General features: G+C 70.0%; 15 protein-coding genes. 10 read left to right on the top strand and 5 right to left on the bottom strand.

Features of this window, described 5'->3' with window-relative positions:
• Window positions 1-10: 10 nt before the first annotated feature.
• The 4 genes from otsB to ABSY19_RS10475 all read left to right on the top strand — a co-directional run bounded on the left by otsB (window position 11) and on the right by ABSY19_RS10475 (window position 4,924).
• Window positions 11-754, top strand: a complete 744-nt coding sequence (gene otsB / locus ABSY19_RS10460; protein ID WP_382162284.1) for a trehalose-phosphatase — start codon at window positions 11-13, stop codon at window positions 752-754.
• Window positions 751-2,565: a glycoside hydrolase family 15 protein gene (locus ABSY19_RS10465; protein WP_382162288.1), complete on the top strand. Its 1,815-nt coding sequence runs from the start codon at window positions 751-753 to the stop codon at window positions 2,563-2,565. The genes otsB and ABSY19_RS10465 overlap by 4 nt, the downstream gene beginning before the upstream one ends.
• Window positions 2,565-3,947, top strand: coding sequence for an alpha,alpha-trehalose-phosphate synthase (UDP-forming) (otsA, locus tag ABSY19_RS10470; RefSeq protein ID WP_382162291.1), 1,383 nt, complete (start codon window positions 2,565-2,567; stop codon window positions 3,945-3,947). The genes ABSY19_RS10465 and otsA overlap by 1 nt, the downstream gene beginning before the upstream one ends.
• A gap of 68 nt (window positions 3,948-4,015) precedes the next feature.
• The gene (locus ABSY19_RS10475) at window positions 4,016-4,924 is read left to right on the top strand and encodes a mechanosensitive ion channel family protein (protein ID WP_382162294.1); all 909 of its coding nucleotides are present in this window, start codon (window positions 4,016-4,018) and stop codon (window positions 4,922-4,924) included.
• On the opposite strand, the gene glk is transcribed toward ABSY19_RS10475, so the two are convergent.
• Genes glk through ABSY19_RS10495 form a run of 4 tightly spaced genes read right to left on the bottom strand, consistent with a single transcriptional unit; the run spans window position 4,925 to window position 7,777 of the window.
• A complete protein-coding gene (gene glk / locus ABSY19_RS10480; RefSeq protein WP_382162297.1) occupies window positions 4,925-5,899 on the bottom strand; it encodes a glucokinase in 975 nt (324 codons plus the stop codon).
• Window positions 5,900-5,957: 58 nt separating this feature from the next.
• Window positions 5,958-6,404: a thioredoxin TrxC gene (gene trxC, locus ABSY19_RS10485; RefSeq protein ID WP_382162300.1), complete on the bottom strand. Its 447-nt coding sequence runs from the start codon at window positions 6,402-6,404 to the stop codon at window positions 5,958-5,960.
• A 60-nt stretch (window positions 6,405-6,464) separates the two neighbouring features.
• The gene (locus ABSY19_RS10490) at window positions 6,465-6,659 is read right to left on the bottom strand and encodes a DUF2905 domain-containing protein (RefSeq protein ID WP_291121019.1); all 195 of its coding nucleotides are present in this window, start codon (window positions 6,657-6,659) and stop codon (window positions 6,465-6,467) included.
• A 2-nt stretch (window positions 6,660-6,661) separates the two neighbouring features.
• Complete coding sequence (locus ABSY19_RS10495) at window positions 6,662-7,777, bottom strand: class I SAM-dependent methyltransferase (protein WP_382162303.1); 1,116 nt, start codon at window positions 7,775-7,777, stop codon at window positions 6,662-6,664.
• 66 nt (window positions 7,778-7,843) lie between these two features.
• Between ABSY19_RS10495 and ABSY19_RS10500 the strand changes: the two genes are divergently transcribed.
• From ABSY19_RS10500 to ABSY19_RS10515, 4 genes are read left to right on the top strand one after another with little or no spacing between them, the layout of a single operon-like run.
• Window positions 7,844-8,593, top strand: a complete 750-nt coding sequence (locus ABSY19_RS10500; RefSeq protein ID WP_382162306.1) for an SDR family oxidoreductase — start codon at window positions 7,844-7,846, stop codon at window positions 8,591-8,593.
• A gap of 17 nt (window positions 8,594-8,610) precedes the next feature.
• Window positions 8,611-8,985, top strand: coding sequence for a dihydroneopterin aldolase (locus tag ABSY19_RS10505; RefSeq protein WP_382162308.1), 375 nt, complete (start codon window positions 8,611-8,613; stop codon window positions 8,983-8,985).
• Between the two features lie 10 nt (window positions 8,986-8,995).
• Window positions 8,996-9,925: a tRNA 2-thiocytidine(32) synthetase TtcA gene (gene ttcA / locus ABSY19_RS10510; protein WP_382162310.1), complete on the top strand. Its 930-nt coding sequence runs from the start codon at window positions 8,996-8,998 to the stop codon at window positions 9,923-9,925.
• A 42-nt stretch (window positions 9,926-9,967) separates the two neighbouring features.
• Complete coding sequence (locus ABSY19_RS10515) at window positions 9,968-10,672, top strand: DUF4136 domain-containing protein (protein ID WP_291121002.1); 705 nt, start codon at window positions 9,968-9,970, stop codon at window positions 10,670-10,672.
• A 22-nt stretch (window positions 10,673-10,694) separates the two neighbouring features.
• Here ABSY19_RS10515 and ABSY19_RS10520 read toward each other — a convergent pair whose 3' ends face one another.
• The gene (locus ABSY19_RS10520) at window positions 10,695-13,064 is read right to left on the bottom strand and encodes a PAS domain-containing protein (RefSeq protein ID WP_382162313.1); all 2,370 of its coding nucleotides are present in this window, start codon (window positions 13,062-13,064) and stop codon (window positions 10,695-10,697) included.
• A 105-nt stretch (window positions 13,065-13,169) separates the two neighbouring features.
• Here ABSY19_RS10520 and ABSY19_RS10525 point away from each other — a divergent pair, with 105 nt between their 5' ends.
• Both ABSY19_RS10525 and ABSY19_RS10530 read left to right on the top strand, forming a co-directional pair.
• Window positions 13,170-13,811, top strand: a complete 642-nt coding sequence (locus ABSY19_RS10525; protein ID WP_291120998.1) for a histidine phosphatase family protein — start codon at window positions 13,170-13,172, stop codon at window positions 13,809-13,811.
• Window positions 13,795-14,979 (top strand): DSD1 family PLP-dependent enzyme, encoded by a 1,185-nt coding sequence (locus ABSY19_RS10530; protein ID WP_382162316.1) that lies wholly within the window; start codon window positions 13,795-13,797, stop codon window positions 14,977-14,979. The genes ABSY19_RS10525 and ABSY19_RS10530 overlap by 17 nt, the downstream gene beginning before the upstream one ends.
• The last annotated feature ends 19 nt before the right edge of the window (window positions 14,980-14,998 follow it).

Here is a 14,998-nt window from a genome sequence, read left to right on the forward strand (position 1 = left end):
GTAGGGGCCAATGAGCACACTGCCAAGACTGCTGACCGACCGGTCCGCGCTGTTTCTGGACTTCGACGGCACGCTCGCCGATCTGGCCGGCAGGCCCGATGCGGTGGAGATCCCGCCAGCGCTGGTGACCTTGCTGAACGGCCTGCACCAGCGGCTGGATGGCGCGCTGGCGCTGGTGACGGGGCGGGCCCGCGAAGACCTGGAGCCCATGCTGGCCTCGCCCTGGCCCTGGCCGGCGGCGTTCGAGCACGGCGCGGTGCGCCTGTCGCCCCAGGGGGGTGCGGCCACCACGCGGCCGAGCGGGCTGGCGCGCGCGATCGCGGCGGCCGAACAGCTGGTGGCGCGCCACGCCGGCCTGCTGCTGGAGCGCAAACAAACCTCGATGGCCCTGCACTACCGGCAGGCGCCCATGCTGGAGGCGCTGTGCATGAGCACGCTGACGCAGGCCATCACCGACGAGCCCGGGCTGCAATTGCTGCACGGCAAGGCCGTGGTGGAAGTGAAATCCGCCCGCGTGAGCAAGGGCGCTGCCATCGAGGCCTTCATGCAAGAAGCGCCCTTCGCGGGCCGCGTGCCGGTGTTCGCGGGCGATGACGTGACCGACGAGGCCGGCTTCGACGTGGTGCAGCGCCTGGGCGGCGAAGGCATCAAGGTGGGCGAAGGCCCGAGCCTGGCCCGCCACCGTTGCCCCAGCCCCGAGGCCCTGCGCGCCTGGCTGGCCGATGCCCTGTCCCTCTCCAGCCCACGCCCATGAGCCCCACCCCCGGTTTTGCCCCACCCGCCTCCCCCTCGCTGTCGCTGGGCATGGTCGGCAATTGTTCCTTCAGCGCACTGATCGATCCGCACGGCCGCGTGGTCTGGAGCTGCCTGCCCCGGTTCGACGGCGACCCGGTGTTCCACGCCCTGCTGGGCGGGGACGATGCCGACAACGGCGCGTTCGCGATCGAGATCGAAGGCCTGGCCGAAGCCACGCAGCGCTACGAACACAACACCGCCGTGCTGGTGACCGAGCTCTGGGACCACGACGGCAATGGCCTGGCCATCACCGACTTCGCGCCGCGCTTTCTCTCGCGCGGGCGCTACTTCCGGCCCACCCAGCTGGTGCGCCGCGTGCGCCCGCTCAAGGGCGCGCCGCGCATCCGCGTGAGCCTGCTGCCGCGCTTTGACTGGGGCCGCGTCACGCCCACCATCACCTCGGGCAGCAACCACATCCGCTACGTGGGCGAGGGGCTGACGCTGCGCCTGCACACCGACGCCTCCATCAGCCACGTGCTCTCGCGCGAGCCCTTCCTGCTCACGCGCGAATGCAACTTCATGTTCGGCCCGGACGAGACGCTGGAGACCGGCATCGGCGACACCGCGCGCCACTTCGAGCAGGAGACCATCGCCTACTGGCGCAACTGGAGCCGGCGCCTGGCGGTGCCGCTGGAGTGGCAGGAGGCGGTGATCCGCGCGGCCATCACGCTCAAGCTCTCGCTGTTTGAGGACACGGGCGCCATCGTCGCGGCCATGACCACCAGCATCCCCGAGGCGCCGGGCACCCAGCGCAACTGGGACTACCGCTACTGCTGGCTGCGCGACGCCTTCTTCGTGGTGCGCGCGCTCAACAGCCTGTCCGAGGTCGGCACCATGGAGGACTATCTCAGCTGGCTCGCCAACGTGGTGGTGGGCGCGGGCGGTGGCCACATCCAGCCGCTGCACGGCATCGGCCTGGAGCGCGAACTGCCCGAGAGCATCTGCGACACCCTGCCCGGCTACCGCGGCATGGGGCCGGTGCGCGTGGGCAACCAGGCGCAGGAGCATTTCCAGCACGACGTGTACGGCAACATCGTGCTGGCCGCCGCACAGGCCTTCCACGACGAGCGCCTGCTGCACCCGGCGGGCCTCGCGGAGTTCGAACAGCTCGAGGTGGTGGGCGAGCGCGCGCTGCGCATCTACGACCAGCCCGACGCCGGCATGTGGGAGCTGCGAACGCGCGCGCGCGTGCACACCAGCTCGGCCCTGATGTGCTGGGCCGCCTGCGACCGGTTGGCCAAGATCGCGCGCACGCTGGAGATGCCCGGGCGCGCCACCTACTGGGCGACCCACGCCGAAACCATGCGCGAGCGCATCCTGCGCGAGTCCTGGAGCGAGGAGCGCCAGGCCTTCGCCGAGAGCTTCGGCGGGCGCGACCTCGATGCCAGCGTGCTGCTGATGGTGGAGGTGGGCATGATCGACCCGATGGACCCGCGCTTCCTCGCCACCCTGGACGCGCTGGAGAAGCACCTGTGCGACGGTCCCTTCATGCGCCGCTACGAGGCCGCCGACGACTTCGGCAAGCCCGAGACGGCCTTCAACATCTGCACCTTCTGGCGCATTGATGCGCTGGCGCGCACCGGCCGCGCCGACGAGGCCCGCGCCATCTTCGAGACCATGCTGGCCGCGCGCAACCCGTTGGGCATGCTCTCGGAAGACACCCACGCCACCACCGGCGAGATGTGGGGCAACTTCCCGCAGACCTACTCGATGGTGGGCATCATCAACGCGGCGGTGCGCCTCTCGGCCCGCTGGGACTCGGTGATCTGATGAGCCGTCTTGTTGTCATTTCCAACCGCATCGCCGACCCGCGCAAGACCGCCTCGGGCGGACTGGCCGTGGCCCTGGGCCAGGCGCTCGAAGCCTCGGGCGGCTTGTGGTTCGGCTGGAGCGGCAAGGTGGTGGAAGATGGCACGCCCGGCGAGGGCGAACTGCATGTGCAGAACGCAGGCAAGGTGCAGCTGGCCACGGTGGACCTCAGCCGCGAGGACCACGACAGCTACTACCTGGGCTACAGCAACGGCGTGCTCTGGCCGGTGTTCCACTACCGGCTCGACCTGGCCGACTTCGACGCCGGCTACATCGGCGGCTACCGGCGCGTGAACCAGATGTTCGCGCACAAACTCAAGGCCCTGCTGCGGCCCGACGACATCATCTGGGTGCACGACTACCACCTGATCCCGCTGGCCGCCGAACTGCGCGCCATGGGCTGCGAGCAGCGCATGGGCTTCTTCCTGCACATCCCGCTGCCGCCGCCGCTGATGCTGGCCGCAGTCCCCGAACACGACTGGCTGATGCGCTCGCTGTTCGCCTACGACCTCGTGGGTTTTCAGAGCGAGGCCGACGTGTCGCACTTCGCGCGCTACGTGGGCACCGAGACGCCGGCGGACATCCTGGGCGAACACGAGTTCCGCGCCTTCGGCAAGACGCTGCGCGCGCAGGCCTTTCCGATCGGCACCGATGTGGACGAGTTCATCGAACTCGGCAAGGGCCGCGAGTCGCAGGAGATGTACGAGCAGATGCGCAAGGAGTATTCGCGCCGCCGCCTGCTGCTGGGTGTGGAGCGCCTGGACTACTCCAAGGGCCTGCCGCAGCGGCTCAAGGCGTTTCGGCAGTTGCTGCAGGCCTACCCGGAAAACCTGGGCAGCGCCACGCTGATCCAGATCGCCTCGCCGAGCCGCGAAAGCGTGGACGCCTACGCTTCTCTGCTGCAGGAGCTGGAGAGCCTGTGCGGTGGCATCAACGGCAACTTCGGCGAGCTGGACTGGATGCCGGTGCGCTACATCCACCGCAACGTGGCTCGCAAACGCCTGCCCGGCCTGTACCGCGCCGCCAGCGTGGCGCTGGTGACGCCGCTGCGCGACGGCATGAATCTGGTGGCCAAGGAGTTCATCGCCTCGCAGGACCCGGATGACCCGGGCGTGCTGGTGCTCTCGCGTTTTGCCGGTGCGGCCGAGCAGATGCGCGAGGCTTTGCTGGTGAACCCTTACGACACCACGCGCACGGCCGAGACCATGCAGCGCGCGCTGCAGATGCCGCTCGAAGAACGGCAGCGCCGCCACCAGGCGCTGCTGCAGGGCATCCGCGAGCAGGACGTGCACTGGTGGCGTGAGCGCTTCCTGGCCGCGCTGGCGGCCGTTCCCAACCCGTAAACCCTTTCACGGCGGGCGCCGGCCGCAAGGCCGGCGCCCGCTTTGCTTTTTTCTTTTCCGGAGTACCCATGAACGAAGCCTTCATCGACATCGCCACCCGCTGGTGGAGCAGCCTGGGCGGCGCCGCCGCCAGCCTCACGCGCATCGTGCTCATCGTCCTGGTGGCCTGGCTGCTGGTGGTGGTGCTGCAGCGCGTGGTGGGCACGCTGCGCGAGCGCATCGCCAGCCGGCTGGACGACCGCGAGGCCGCCAAACGCGCCCAGACCCTGGATCGGGTGTTCCGCTACCTGATCGTCGTGGTGGTGAGCCTGGTGGCGGGCATGCTGGTGCTGGGCGAGGTGGGCGTCTCCGTCGCGCCCATCCTGGGCGCAGCGGGCGTGGTGGGTCTGGCAGTGGGCTTCGGTGCCCAAAGCCTGGTCAAGGACTACTTCGCCGGTTTCTTCCTGCTGCTGGAAAACCAGATCCGCCAGGGCGATGTGGTGAAGATCGGCGACCACGCCGGCATGGTGGAGGTGGTAACGCTGCGCTACGTGCAACTGCGTGACTACGACGGCAACGTGCACTACGTGCCCAACGGCTACATCAACACAGTGGTCAACATGACGCGCGACTTCAGCCATGCGGTGATGGACATCCGCGTGGCCTTTCGCGAGAACGTGGAAGACGTGATGGCCGTGATGCGCGACGTGGCCGCGCAACTGCGCGCCGACCCGGCGTTTTCGCCCCGCATCCTGGCCGACATGGAGATCGCCGGCGTGGACAACTGGGCGGAGTCGGCGCTCATCATCCGCTGCCGCTTCCGCACCCTGCCGCTGGAGCAGTGGGGCATCAAGCGCGAATACCTGCGCCGCCTGAAGGCGGCCTTCGATGCGCAGGGCATCCAGATCCCGGTGCCGCACCTCATGGTGTACCCGGGGCAGGACCGCGAGGGAGCGGTCCCGCCGCTGGGCACCGCGCGGGCCGCGCCCCAGTCGTGATCAGGGCCGCGCGTCGAGCGCGCGGGCGGCGCCGAGCAGCGCAGGCGATTGCTGCGCGGTGATCACCCACACCGGAATCCCGCTCTGGTAAGCCTCGAAGCGGCCCTTGGCTTCGAAGCGTTCGCGGAACGGCGAGGTGTCGAACCAGGTGCCCAGGCGCGGCACCACCCCCCCGCCGATGTAGACCCCGCCGCGCGCGCCCAGCGTGAGCGCGAGGTTGCCGGCCACGGCGCCGAGCACGCCGCAGAGCATCTCCAGGGCCTCCAGCGCCTGCGCATGCCGGCCTTGCAGCGCGGCCTCGGTCACGGCGGCGGCGCTGGTGAACGCGCGGGCGTCCACGCCATCGGTTTCGCACAGGATCTGGCAGGTTTCCAGCAGGCCGGTGCCGCTGGCCACGCGCTCGGCCGAGGCATGGCCGTGGCGGCGCACCAGCGCGTCCATCACCGCCCGCTCGCGCGCGGTGGCCGCTGGCAGGGTCACGTGGCCGCCCTCGCCGGCGATCGGCACCCAGCCGCCCGCGCCGTCGGGCAGCAGGCCCGACACCCCCAGCCCCGTGCCCGCGCCCAGCAGCGCGATGGCAGCGCCCGGCACCGCCGCGCCGCCGCCCACCTGGCGCAGCTCGTGCGCGGGCAGGTGCGGCAGGGCCAGGGCCAGGGCGGTGAAGTCGTTGAGCACGCGCAGCGTGGTCAGGCCCAGTTCGTCGCGCAAGGCCGCCTGCGAGAACGACCAGTCGTGGTTGGTCATGCTCACGCGGTCGCCCGTGACGGGGTTGGCCATGGCGATCGCCGCCGCCGTGGGCTGGCGGCCCAGGCCGCCGAGGTAGACGCGGATCGCGGCCTGCAGGCTGGCGTGCTCGGCCACCGGCAGCACCTGGATGTGCTCGATCGGTGCGCCGTGGCCGTCCTGCCAGGCCAGGCGGGCGTTGGTGCCGCCCACGTCGGCCAGCAGCCGGCCTTGTCGGGAAGGTGAAGACATGGTGCGCGGGAAATGGTCGGACAAGCCCCGACCATACCGCGTCAGGCGGCCGGCGTGTTCAGGGCCGCGGCAGGTTCGCGCGCACCCAGCGCGCGATGTCGGCCGCACCCATCGCACCGGGCTGGCGCGCCACCTCGCGCCCGTTCACGAACAGCGCCAGCGTGGGAATGCTGCGGATCTGCAGCCGCGCACCCAGGGCCTGGGCTTCTTCGGTGTTGACCTTGACCAGGCGGACGTGTGGCTCGAGTTCGCGTGCGGCGGCCTCGAACTGGGGCGCCATGGCACGGCAAGGGCCGCACCAGGGGGCCCAGAAGTCCACCAGCACCGGCACCTGGGAGCGGCCCACGTGTTTTTCGAAGGCCGCTTCGTCCAGCGCCGCTGGATGGCCGTCGAACAGCGCGCGGTGGCATTTGCCGCAGTCCGGCGACTGGCTCAGGGCGTCGCGGGCAAGGCGGTTGGTGGTGTGGCAATGGGGACAGACGATGTGCAGGGGCTCGGTGGTCATGGGGCGGTCCGGAATGGCAATGTCTTGCAGATGGCCGCCATGCCGTCGATTTCAAGCGGCTCAGATCAGGTAGCCGATGAGGCTGGCAACCATGCTCAGCACGACGGTGGTGGCAAAGGGCAGGAACCACTCGCGCCCGAAGGCCTTGAAGTGGAAGTCGCCCGGCAGCCGCCCGAAGCCCAGTTTGCGCAGCAACGGCGTGAACCAGCTGATGAGCAGCAGGGCCAGGAAGATGACGATCATCCAGCGGATCATGGTCAGAGCCGGTGCGTGCGGTCGCCGGCCGCGAAACCCAGGGGCAGCCAGCCGGCGGCGCTGCCAGCCGGTGCCAGCGCGATCACCTTGAACAGCTCGCCCATCTCGTGCTCGTTGACGAGCTTCTGCATCATCGCGTTCTGCCTTGCGTCGGCGCGCTGCGCGAGGTCCAGCAGGCCGCAGTTCAACAGGAAGCGGCCCTGGCTGGTGTAGCCCAGCACGTCCAGCCCCGCGTCCTGCGCGGCCAGGGCGATGCCGGTGAAGTTCACGTGCGCGGTGATGTCCTTCTCGCCCACGTCGCTCAACGGGTCGCTGTCGCTGCGGTGCGCGCGGTGGCAGATCAGGGTGCCCATGGCGCGTTGCGGGTGGTAGTACTCGGCCTCGGGGAAACCGTAGTCGAGCAGGAAGGCCGCGCCACGCTTCAGGCGGTCGCCCAGGGTGCGCACGAAGGCCTCGGCCTGCGGGTGGATTTCGGTCACGTAGTCGTGCCCCCCCTCCACCTCCAGCGGTGGGCGCAGCTCGGTGGCGCGGTCGGCCCAGGCCAGGGCGCCCGCCGCGTCCAGCGCCACGCCGCGCTCGTGCCACACGCCGCCCGTGCGCGCGAGCAGTTGCACCGGCATGGCGTCGAGCACCTCGTTGCCGAGCACCACGCCGTGCAGTTGCTCGGGCAGGGCATCGGCCCAATGAACACGGTCCACGTGCGCGCTCAGGGTGTGGCGCTGGCGTTCGCGCAGGCTGCCCGAGAGGTCGACGATGGTGTAGCGCCGCAGCGGCTGCCCCAACTCGGCCAGCGCCTCGATCACCTGCAGGGCGAGCGCGCCGGAGCCGGCGCCGAACTCCCACACCTCGTCGGTGCCGCTGGCGGCCAGCGCCTGCGCCACCTGCCGCGCCAGGGCCTGGCCGAACAGCGGGGTGAGTTCGGGCGCGGTCACGAAATCGCTGCCGCCCTGGGGCAGGTGACCGAATTTCGCCAGCGCGTTGGCGTAGTAGCCCAGGCCGGGCTCGTAGAGCGCGATGGCCATGAAGCGGTCGAACGGCAGCCAGCCGCCGCCCTGGGCGATGGCCTCGCGCACCCGCGCCAGCAAGGGGCTCGTTAAACTCTCGTGTTCTGTTGCCATGGGGGTTCGCACCCCCGGATTGTCCTTCATGCCCAGCGCCACCCCCCGCCTCTTGCCACGCGCACCGTGCTCGTCACCGGCGCGGGCAAGCGCCTGGGCCGCGAGATCGCGCTGGCGCTGGCGCAGTCGGGCTGGAACGTGGCGGTGCACCACCGCCACTCGGCGGACGACGCGCACCGCACCGCCGCCGACTGCGCCTTGCGCAGCGGGCGCGACGGCAGCGCCCACACCTTTTTTGCCGATCTCGGCGACGAGGCCAGCGTGCGCGCCCTGCTGCCGACCGTGGTGGCGCATTTCGGCCACCTGGACGCGGTGGTCAACAACGCCTCGATCTTCGAACACGACAGCGCGCCCAGCTTCGGCTTCGCCGCGCTGGAGCAGCACCTGCGCGCCAACACCGGCGCGCCCGTGCTGCTGGCGCAGGCCCTGCACGCGCACCTGGAGGCACGGCAGGCCGAGGGCGTGGTGGTCAACCTGCTCGACCAGAAGCTCTGGAACATGAACCCGGACTTCTTCAGCTACACGCTCTCCAAGGCCGCGCTCGAAGCCGCCAACACCATGCTGGCGCTGGCCCTGGCGCCGCGCGTGCGCGTGGTGGGCGTGGCACCCGGCCTCACGCTCACCAGCCACCTGCTGAGCGACGAGAAGTTCGCCGAACTGCACCAGCAGTCGCCGCTGGGGCGCTCGTCCACCCCGCAGGACGTGGCCGCCACCGTGGCCTTCGCGCTGGACAACCGATCCATCACCGGCACCACCCTGCTGGTCGATGGCGGCCAGCACCTGATGCGCTTCGAGCGCGATTTTTCGCTGATGTAACCCAGCGCACGCCCACCATGAACGCCACCGCCGCCGGCAACCAGATCCTCACGCTCACCGGGCTGCGCTTCAACGCCAACCTGGGCATCCTGGACCACGAGAAGTCGAGCCCGCAGCCGATCCAGGTCGATGCCGAGCTCAACCAGGGCACGCAGCCCCTGCTGCCGCACGACGACGACATCGGCCATGTGCTGGACTACCGCAAGGTGCGCCAGATCATCATCGACGAATGCACCGCCGAGCACGTGAACCTGCTGGAGAGCCTGATCGGCAAGCTCACGCGCCGGCTGATCCAGCTGCCCGGCGTGATCGGCGTGCGCGTGAAGATCGCCAAGCTGGAAATCTTCGACGACTGCGAGGTCGCCATCCGCATGGAAAGCGGGCAGTGGTGAGGAACCCGACATGAACACCGAACTCGAAAACCACAAACTCGAAAAACGCCTGTGCCGCGAGGTCGGCCGCGCGATCGTGGACTACAACATGATCGAGGAAGGCGACCGCGTGATGGTCTGCCTCTCGGGCGGCAAGGACAGCTACGGCATGCTCGACATCCTGCAGAAGCTGCAGGCGCGCGCGCCCGTCCGTTTTGAACTGATCGTGGTCAACCTCGACCAGAAGCAGCCCGGTTTTCCGGCCGACATCCTGCCCGCCTACCTCACGAAACTGGGCGTGAAGTTCCACATCGAGAACCAGGACACGTACTCCATCGTCAAGCGCGTGATCCCCGAGGGCAAGACGATGTGCAGCCTGTGCAGCCGCCTGCGCCGGGGCATCCTCTACCGCGTGGCCAGCGAGCTCGGCGCGACCAAGATCGCGCTGGGCCACCACCGCGACGACATCCTGCAGACCCTGCTGCTCAACATGTTCTTCGGCGCCAAGCTCAAGGGCATGCCCCCGAAGCTGGTGAGCGACGACGGCCGGCACGTGGTGATCCGCCCCATGGCCTATGTGGCCGAGAAGGACCTCAGCCGCTGGGCCGAACTGCGCGAATTCCCCATCATCCCGTGCACGCTGTGCGGCAGCCAGGAAAACCTGCAGCGCAAACAGGTGGGCCTGATGCTCAAGGACTGGGAGAAGCGTTTCCCGGGCCGGATCGAGAACATGTTCACCGCCTTGCAGAACATCGTGCCCAGCCACCTGATGGACCGCTCGCTGTTTCCTTTTGAAACCATCCAGGCCACGGGCGAGGCCAGCGAGGACGGCGACAAGGCCTTCGACGACGAGCCCCTGCCCGGGGCGGCACGCGCCTTGCCCCCTGAAACGGACTGGCCCGCACCGCAGGGGAACGCTTCGGCGCCCGCCGCAGTCATACCGATTGCCGCGGCGCACTGAGTTTTCTCCTCGGGCGCCCGCCAAGGCCATTCAGGAGGTTTCATGACCATTCAACAGCTCTTGCGCCCCTTCAAGGTGTGGGGCGCCGCCACCGCCCTGCTGGTGCTCAGCGGTTGCGCCAGCGTGTACCTGGTGGACAACGAGGTGCAGAGTTTCGCGCGCTGGGCCGACCAGGCGGGCAAGCCCGGCACGCCGGTGACGATTCCCCAGGCGCCGCAGATCTACCGCTTCGAGCGCCTGCCCTCGCAGCGCGAAGGCAAGATCGCCACCGGTCAGGACGAGCTGGAGCGCCTCGCCCAGCAGGCCCTGGTGAAGGTGGGCTGGACCCGCGCGGCCGAAGGCACGGCATCCCCCTGGCTGGTGCAGGTGGACGCCAGCACGCTGCGCCTGCCGCGCGCGCCCTGGGAAAGCCCGTACGACGGTTACTGGGGCGGCTATTGGGGCGGCGGTTTCGGCCCCGGCTTCGGTTATGCCATGCCCGGGCGCGACTACGTGGTGACCGGCCGTGGCCAGATCATCTGGATGCCGATGTACCCGCGCATGGAGTCGCCGTACTACAAGCGCGAGGTGTCGCTGGTGATCCGCCACGCCGCCAGCGGCAAGGTGGTGTACGAGACGCGCGCCGCGCACGATGGCCGCTGGAACAGCACCAACGGCCTGTGGTCGGCCATGCTGGACGCCGCGCTGCGCGACTTCCCGGCGCCGCCGGAAGGCCCGCGCCAGGTCAACATCGAAGTGCCACGCTGACCGGCGGGCGGCCCAGCAAGGCTCAGCGGGTCGCGCGCTCCAGCAGTTCGCGGATCGCCTCGCCCAGGGCGTCCATGCTGTCCTGCTTGCCCATCACGTCGCTCACGCCAGCCTCGGTCGCCTCGGCGATCAGCTTGTCGTTGACGTGCCCCGAGACGATGGCCACGCGCAGGCCCGGGCGCAGCCGGCGCGCCTCGCGCGCCACGTCCACCCCCGAGATGCCCGGCATGTTCTGGTCGGTCACCACCAGGTCCACCGGGTCGTCGGGATGCTCGCGCAACCAGGCGATCGCCGCCTCGCCCGATTCGAAGGTGCTGGTGCGGTAGCCCTGCTTGCGCAGCAGGCGCCCGACCAGGAACACCAGGGCTTCGTAGTCGTCGATGTAGATCACGTGTTTGCCGGGCGCCACCGGCACGGCGGCCGTGGCCACGGTGACGGGCGCGGGCGCCGGCGCCTCGTCGGCGGCCCCGGCGGCCAGGGGCAGGTAGACGTCGAAGCGCGAGCCCTCGCCGGGGCGGCTGTGCAGCGCGATCACCCCGCGGTGGGCCTTGACGATGCCATGCACCACCGCCAGGCCCAGGCCGGTGCCCGCGCCCGGCGCCTTGGTGGTGAAGAAGGGCTCGAAGATGCGCTGCTGCGTGGCCTCGTCCATGCCGGGGCCGTTGTCGGCCACGCTCAGGCAGGCATAGGCGCCGCCGGCCAGGCCGCCCAGCTGCAGGCCTTGCGAGGCGTCCAGCCGCACATCGCGCAGCGCCACGGTGATGTCGCCCGAGCGGCCTTCCATGGCCTGCCAGGCGTTGGTGCACAGGTTCATGAGCACCTGCTGCATCTGGGTCGCATCGGCCAGCACCGGCAGCCCGGCGGCGGGCAGGCGCGCCACGAGCTTGAGGCTGGCGGGCAGCAGCGAGCGCATCAGGCCCAGCGCCTCCTCCACCAGCGGGGTGAGCGGCTGGCGCACCATTTCCTGCGTCTGGCGCCGGCTGAAGGTGAGGATCTGCTGCACCAGCTGGCGCGCGCGGATGGCGGCGCGGTTGATCTCGGTCAGGCTCTCCTGCGCCGGGTGCTGCTCACCCAGGTCCTCGCGCGCCAGCACGAGGTTGCCCAGGATGGCGGCGAGCAGGTTGTTGAAATCGTGCGCCACGCCGCCGGCCAGGGTGCCGATGGCCTCCATCTTCTGCGACTCGCGCAACTGCGCTTCGAGCGCGCGGTGCTGCGCCTCGGCCTGCTTGTGCTCGGTGATGTCGGTGTGCGTGCCGACCATGCGCACCGGCTGCCCGTTTTCGTCGCGCGAGAGCACCATGCCGCGCGACAGCACCCATTTCCAGCGGCCGTCCTTGCAGCGGATGCGGTGCTCGTTGCGATACACCGGGGCGAGGCCTTCGAAATGCGCCTGCCGGTCGGCCAGCATCTGCGGCACATCGTCCGGGTGGGTGCGCGCGTCGAGCTCGGCCGACATGTTGGCGATGTCCTCGTTGTCATAGCCGAACATCGCCTTGATGCCGGGCGAGAAGAACTCTTCGCCAGTGGTCAGGTTCCAGTCCCAGACACCGTCGCCCGCGCTCTCCAGCGCCAGCTTCCACAACGCCTCGCTGGCATGCAGCGCGGACTCGGCTTCCTTGCGATCGGTGATGTCGAACAGCACGCCCACGCGGAGGAAGCCGTTGGCGTCGGCCGATACCGCGCACGAGCGGTTGCAGATCCATTTGATGGTGCCATCGGGCAACACGACCCGAAACTCGGTTTCCAGGTTGACCTGCCCTGCCAGGATGGCCTGCCGGTCGCGCTCCAGCATGGCCTGGTCTTCCGGGTGGAAGTAGCGCCCGAGCAACTCGGGGTTGCGCATGAGATCGTCGGCCTCGAAGCCGTAGATGTCGCGGATGCCGGCGCTCAGAAAACGGTACTCGCGCCCACCGTCGTTGCGCACGTACACGGCGAACACGGCGCCGGGCACCTGGGAGGTGATCAGGCGCAGCTGCTCTGCGCTCTCGCGCAAGGCCTTTTGGTCGCGCATGCGGTCGGTGATGTCCTCCACCGTGCCTTCGTAATAGCGCAGCACGCCGGCCGCGTCGCGCACGGCGTGCGCGTTCTCGCTGATCCAGACGCGCTCGCGCGTGCGGTGGCGGTGGATTTCGGAGACGAAGCCGCGCACGAAGCCGTCGCGTTCGAGCTGGCTCTTGAACTCATCCCGGCGCACAGGGTCGACGTACCACTCCAGGGCGATGTCGTTCACTGCCGCCAGCAACTCCCCTTCCGAGGCATAGCCGTTGAGCGCCACCAAGGCCTGGTTGGCGCGCAGCATCCGGCCTTCGGGCGAGCTTCGGTAAGCCCCGATCGGCAGGAAATTGAAGAGCGTGGAAAAATCCCCGTCGAGCGGGGATGGCGGCGGCGTCATGCAACGAATTGTCTCGCAAACCCCGGTTTTCCTGACGTTTCGGCACGCGCGACAGTGGCGCCCCCGGTACAGTTGCAGTCTTTCGCCCGCGTTCAAGGACCCCCTTTGCAAGTCACCCGCATCCTGGCCGTGCGCCATGGTGAAACCGCCTGGAATCGCGATACGCGCATCCAGGGCCACACCGACATCGCCCTCAACGAGCGCGGCCGCTGGCAGGCCGCCCAGCTGGCCGAAGCGCTGCGCGACGAACCGATTGCCGCTGTCTACGCCAGCGACCTCGGTCGCGCCTTCGAGACCGCGCAGGCGGTCGCCCGCGTCAAGAACCTGAGCGTGACGCCCCACCAGGGCCTGCGCGAGCGCCATTTCGGGCGTTTCGAAGGCCAGACCTGGGCCGAGCTCGAACAGCGCTGGCCGACCGAGGCCCTGGCCTGGCGCAAGCGCATGCCCGATTTCGCCCCCGCCGGCGGCGAATCGCTGGAACAGCTGCAGCGCCGCGTGATCCCCACCGTGCTCGAACTGGCCTCGCGCCACCCCGGGGAACAGGTGCTGATGGTCGCGCACGGCGGCGTGCTCGACATCCTCTACCGCGCCGCCACGCGCCTGGAACTCACCGCGCCGCGCAGCTGGGAACTGCCCAACACCGCCATCAACCGCCTGCTGTGGTCGCCCGAGGGCCTGAGCCTGGTGGGCTGGGCCGACACCAACCACCTGCAATCCGGGGCCCCCCTCGATGAACGTGCAACTTGACCCTGCGCGCAGCCCGCGCTGGCAGAACGCCCAGGCCCTGATCGGCCAGGAGGTGGCGCGGCTCGACACCCCCGCCCTGGTGATCGACCTCGACGCCATGGAGCGCAACCTCGCGCACATGGCGGCCTACGCGCGGGCCCACGGGCTGCGGCTGCGGCCGCACGCCAAGATGCACAAGAGCGCCGAACTCGCCCGGCTGCAGATGGCCCACGGCGCGGTGGGGGTCTGCGTGCAGAAGACCGACGAGGCCCTGGCGCTGGCCCGCGGCGGCGTGACCGACATCTACATCAGCAACGAAGTGATCGCCCTGCCCAAGCTGCAGCGGCTGGCCCAGGCGGTGCGCACCCTGCCCGACACGCGGTTCGCCATCGCGGTGGACAGCGCGGCCGGCGTGCTGCGGCTGGCGCAGGCGCTGGAGGCCGCCAGCGTGGGCGGTGAGAACCGCATCGACGTGTTCGTGGAGATCGACGTCGGCCAGGGCCGCTGCGGCGTGCCCCCCGGCGAACCGGCCGTGGACCTGGCCCGCCTGATCGCCCAGCACCCGGTGCTGCGCTTCGCCGGCCTGCAGGCCTACCACGGCGGCGCCCAGCACCGGCGCGACCCGGCCGAGCGGGCCAAGGCCATCGGCGAGGCGGCCTGGGCCGCCGCGCTCACGCGCGAGCGGCTGCAGGCCGCGGGTTTCACGGTGCCGCTGATCACCGGCGCGGGCACGGGCACCTTCTCCCTGGAGACGGCCAGCCACGTCTGGGGCGAGCTGCAGGTGGGCTCCTACCTGTTCATGGACGCCGACTACGCCCGCAACGAAAGCGCGCCGCTGGCCCCGGTGTTCGAGCATGCGCTGTTCCTCAAGGCCCAGGTGATGAGCCGGGGCGCCCAGCACGCGGTGTGCGACGCCGGCCACAAGAGCCACGCCATCGACAGCGGCCTGCCCGCCGTGTGGAGCCCGCCGGGCCTGGTGTTCGCCAATGGCGGGGACGAGCACGGCATCCTGCGCGCGGCCCACGCCGGCCAGGCCCTGCCCGACCTGGGCGACACGGTCTGGCTCGTGCCTGGCCACTGCGACCCCACGGTCAACCTGCACGACCTCCTGTTCGGCGTGCGCGGCGGCCTGTCCGAGGGCAAGGTGGAGCGCCTGATCGCCGTGGACACGCGCGGCGCGCTGGGCTGACCGACCCGGCCTCGCCGGC

The organism is Hydrogenophaga sp. ANAO-22, from assembly GCF_042466645.1.
GTDB lineage: Bacteria > Pseudomonadota > Gammaproteobacteria > Burkholderiales > Burkholderiaceae_C > Hydrogenophaga.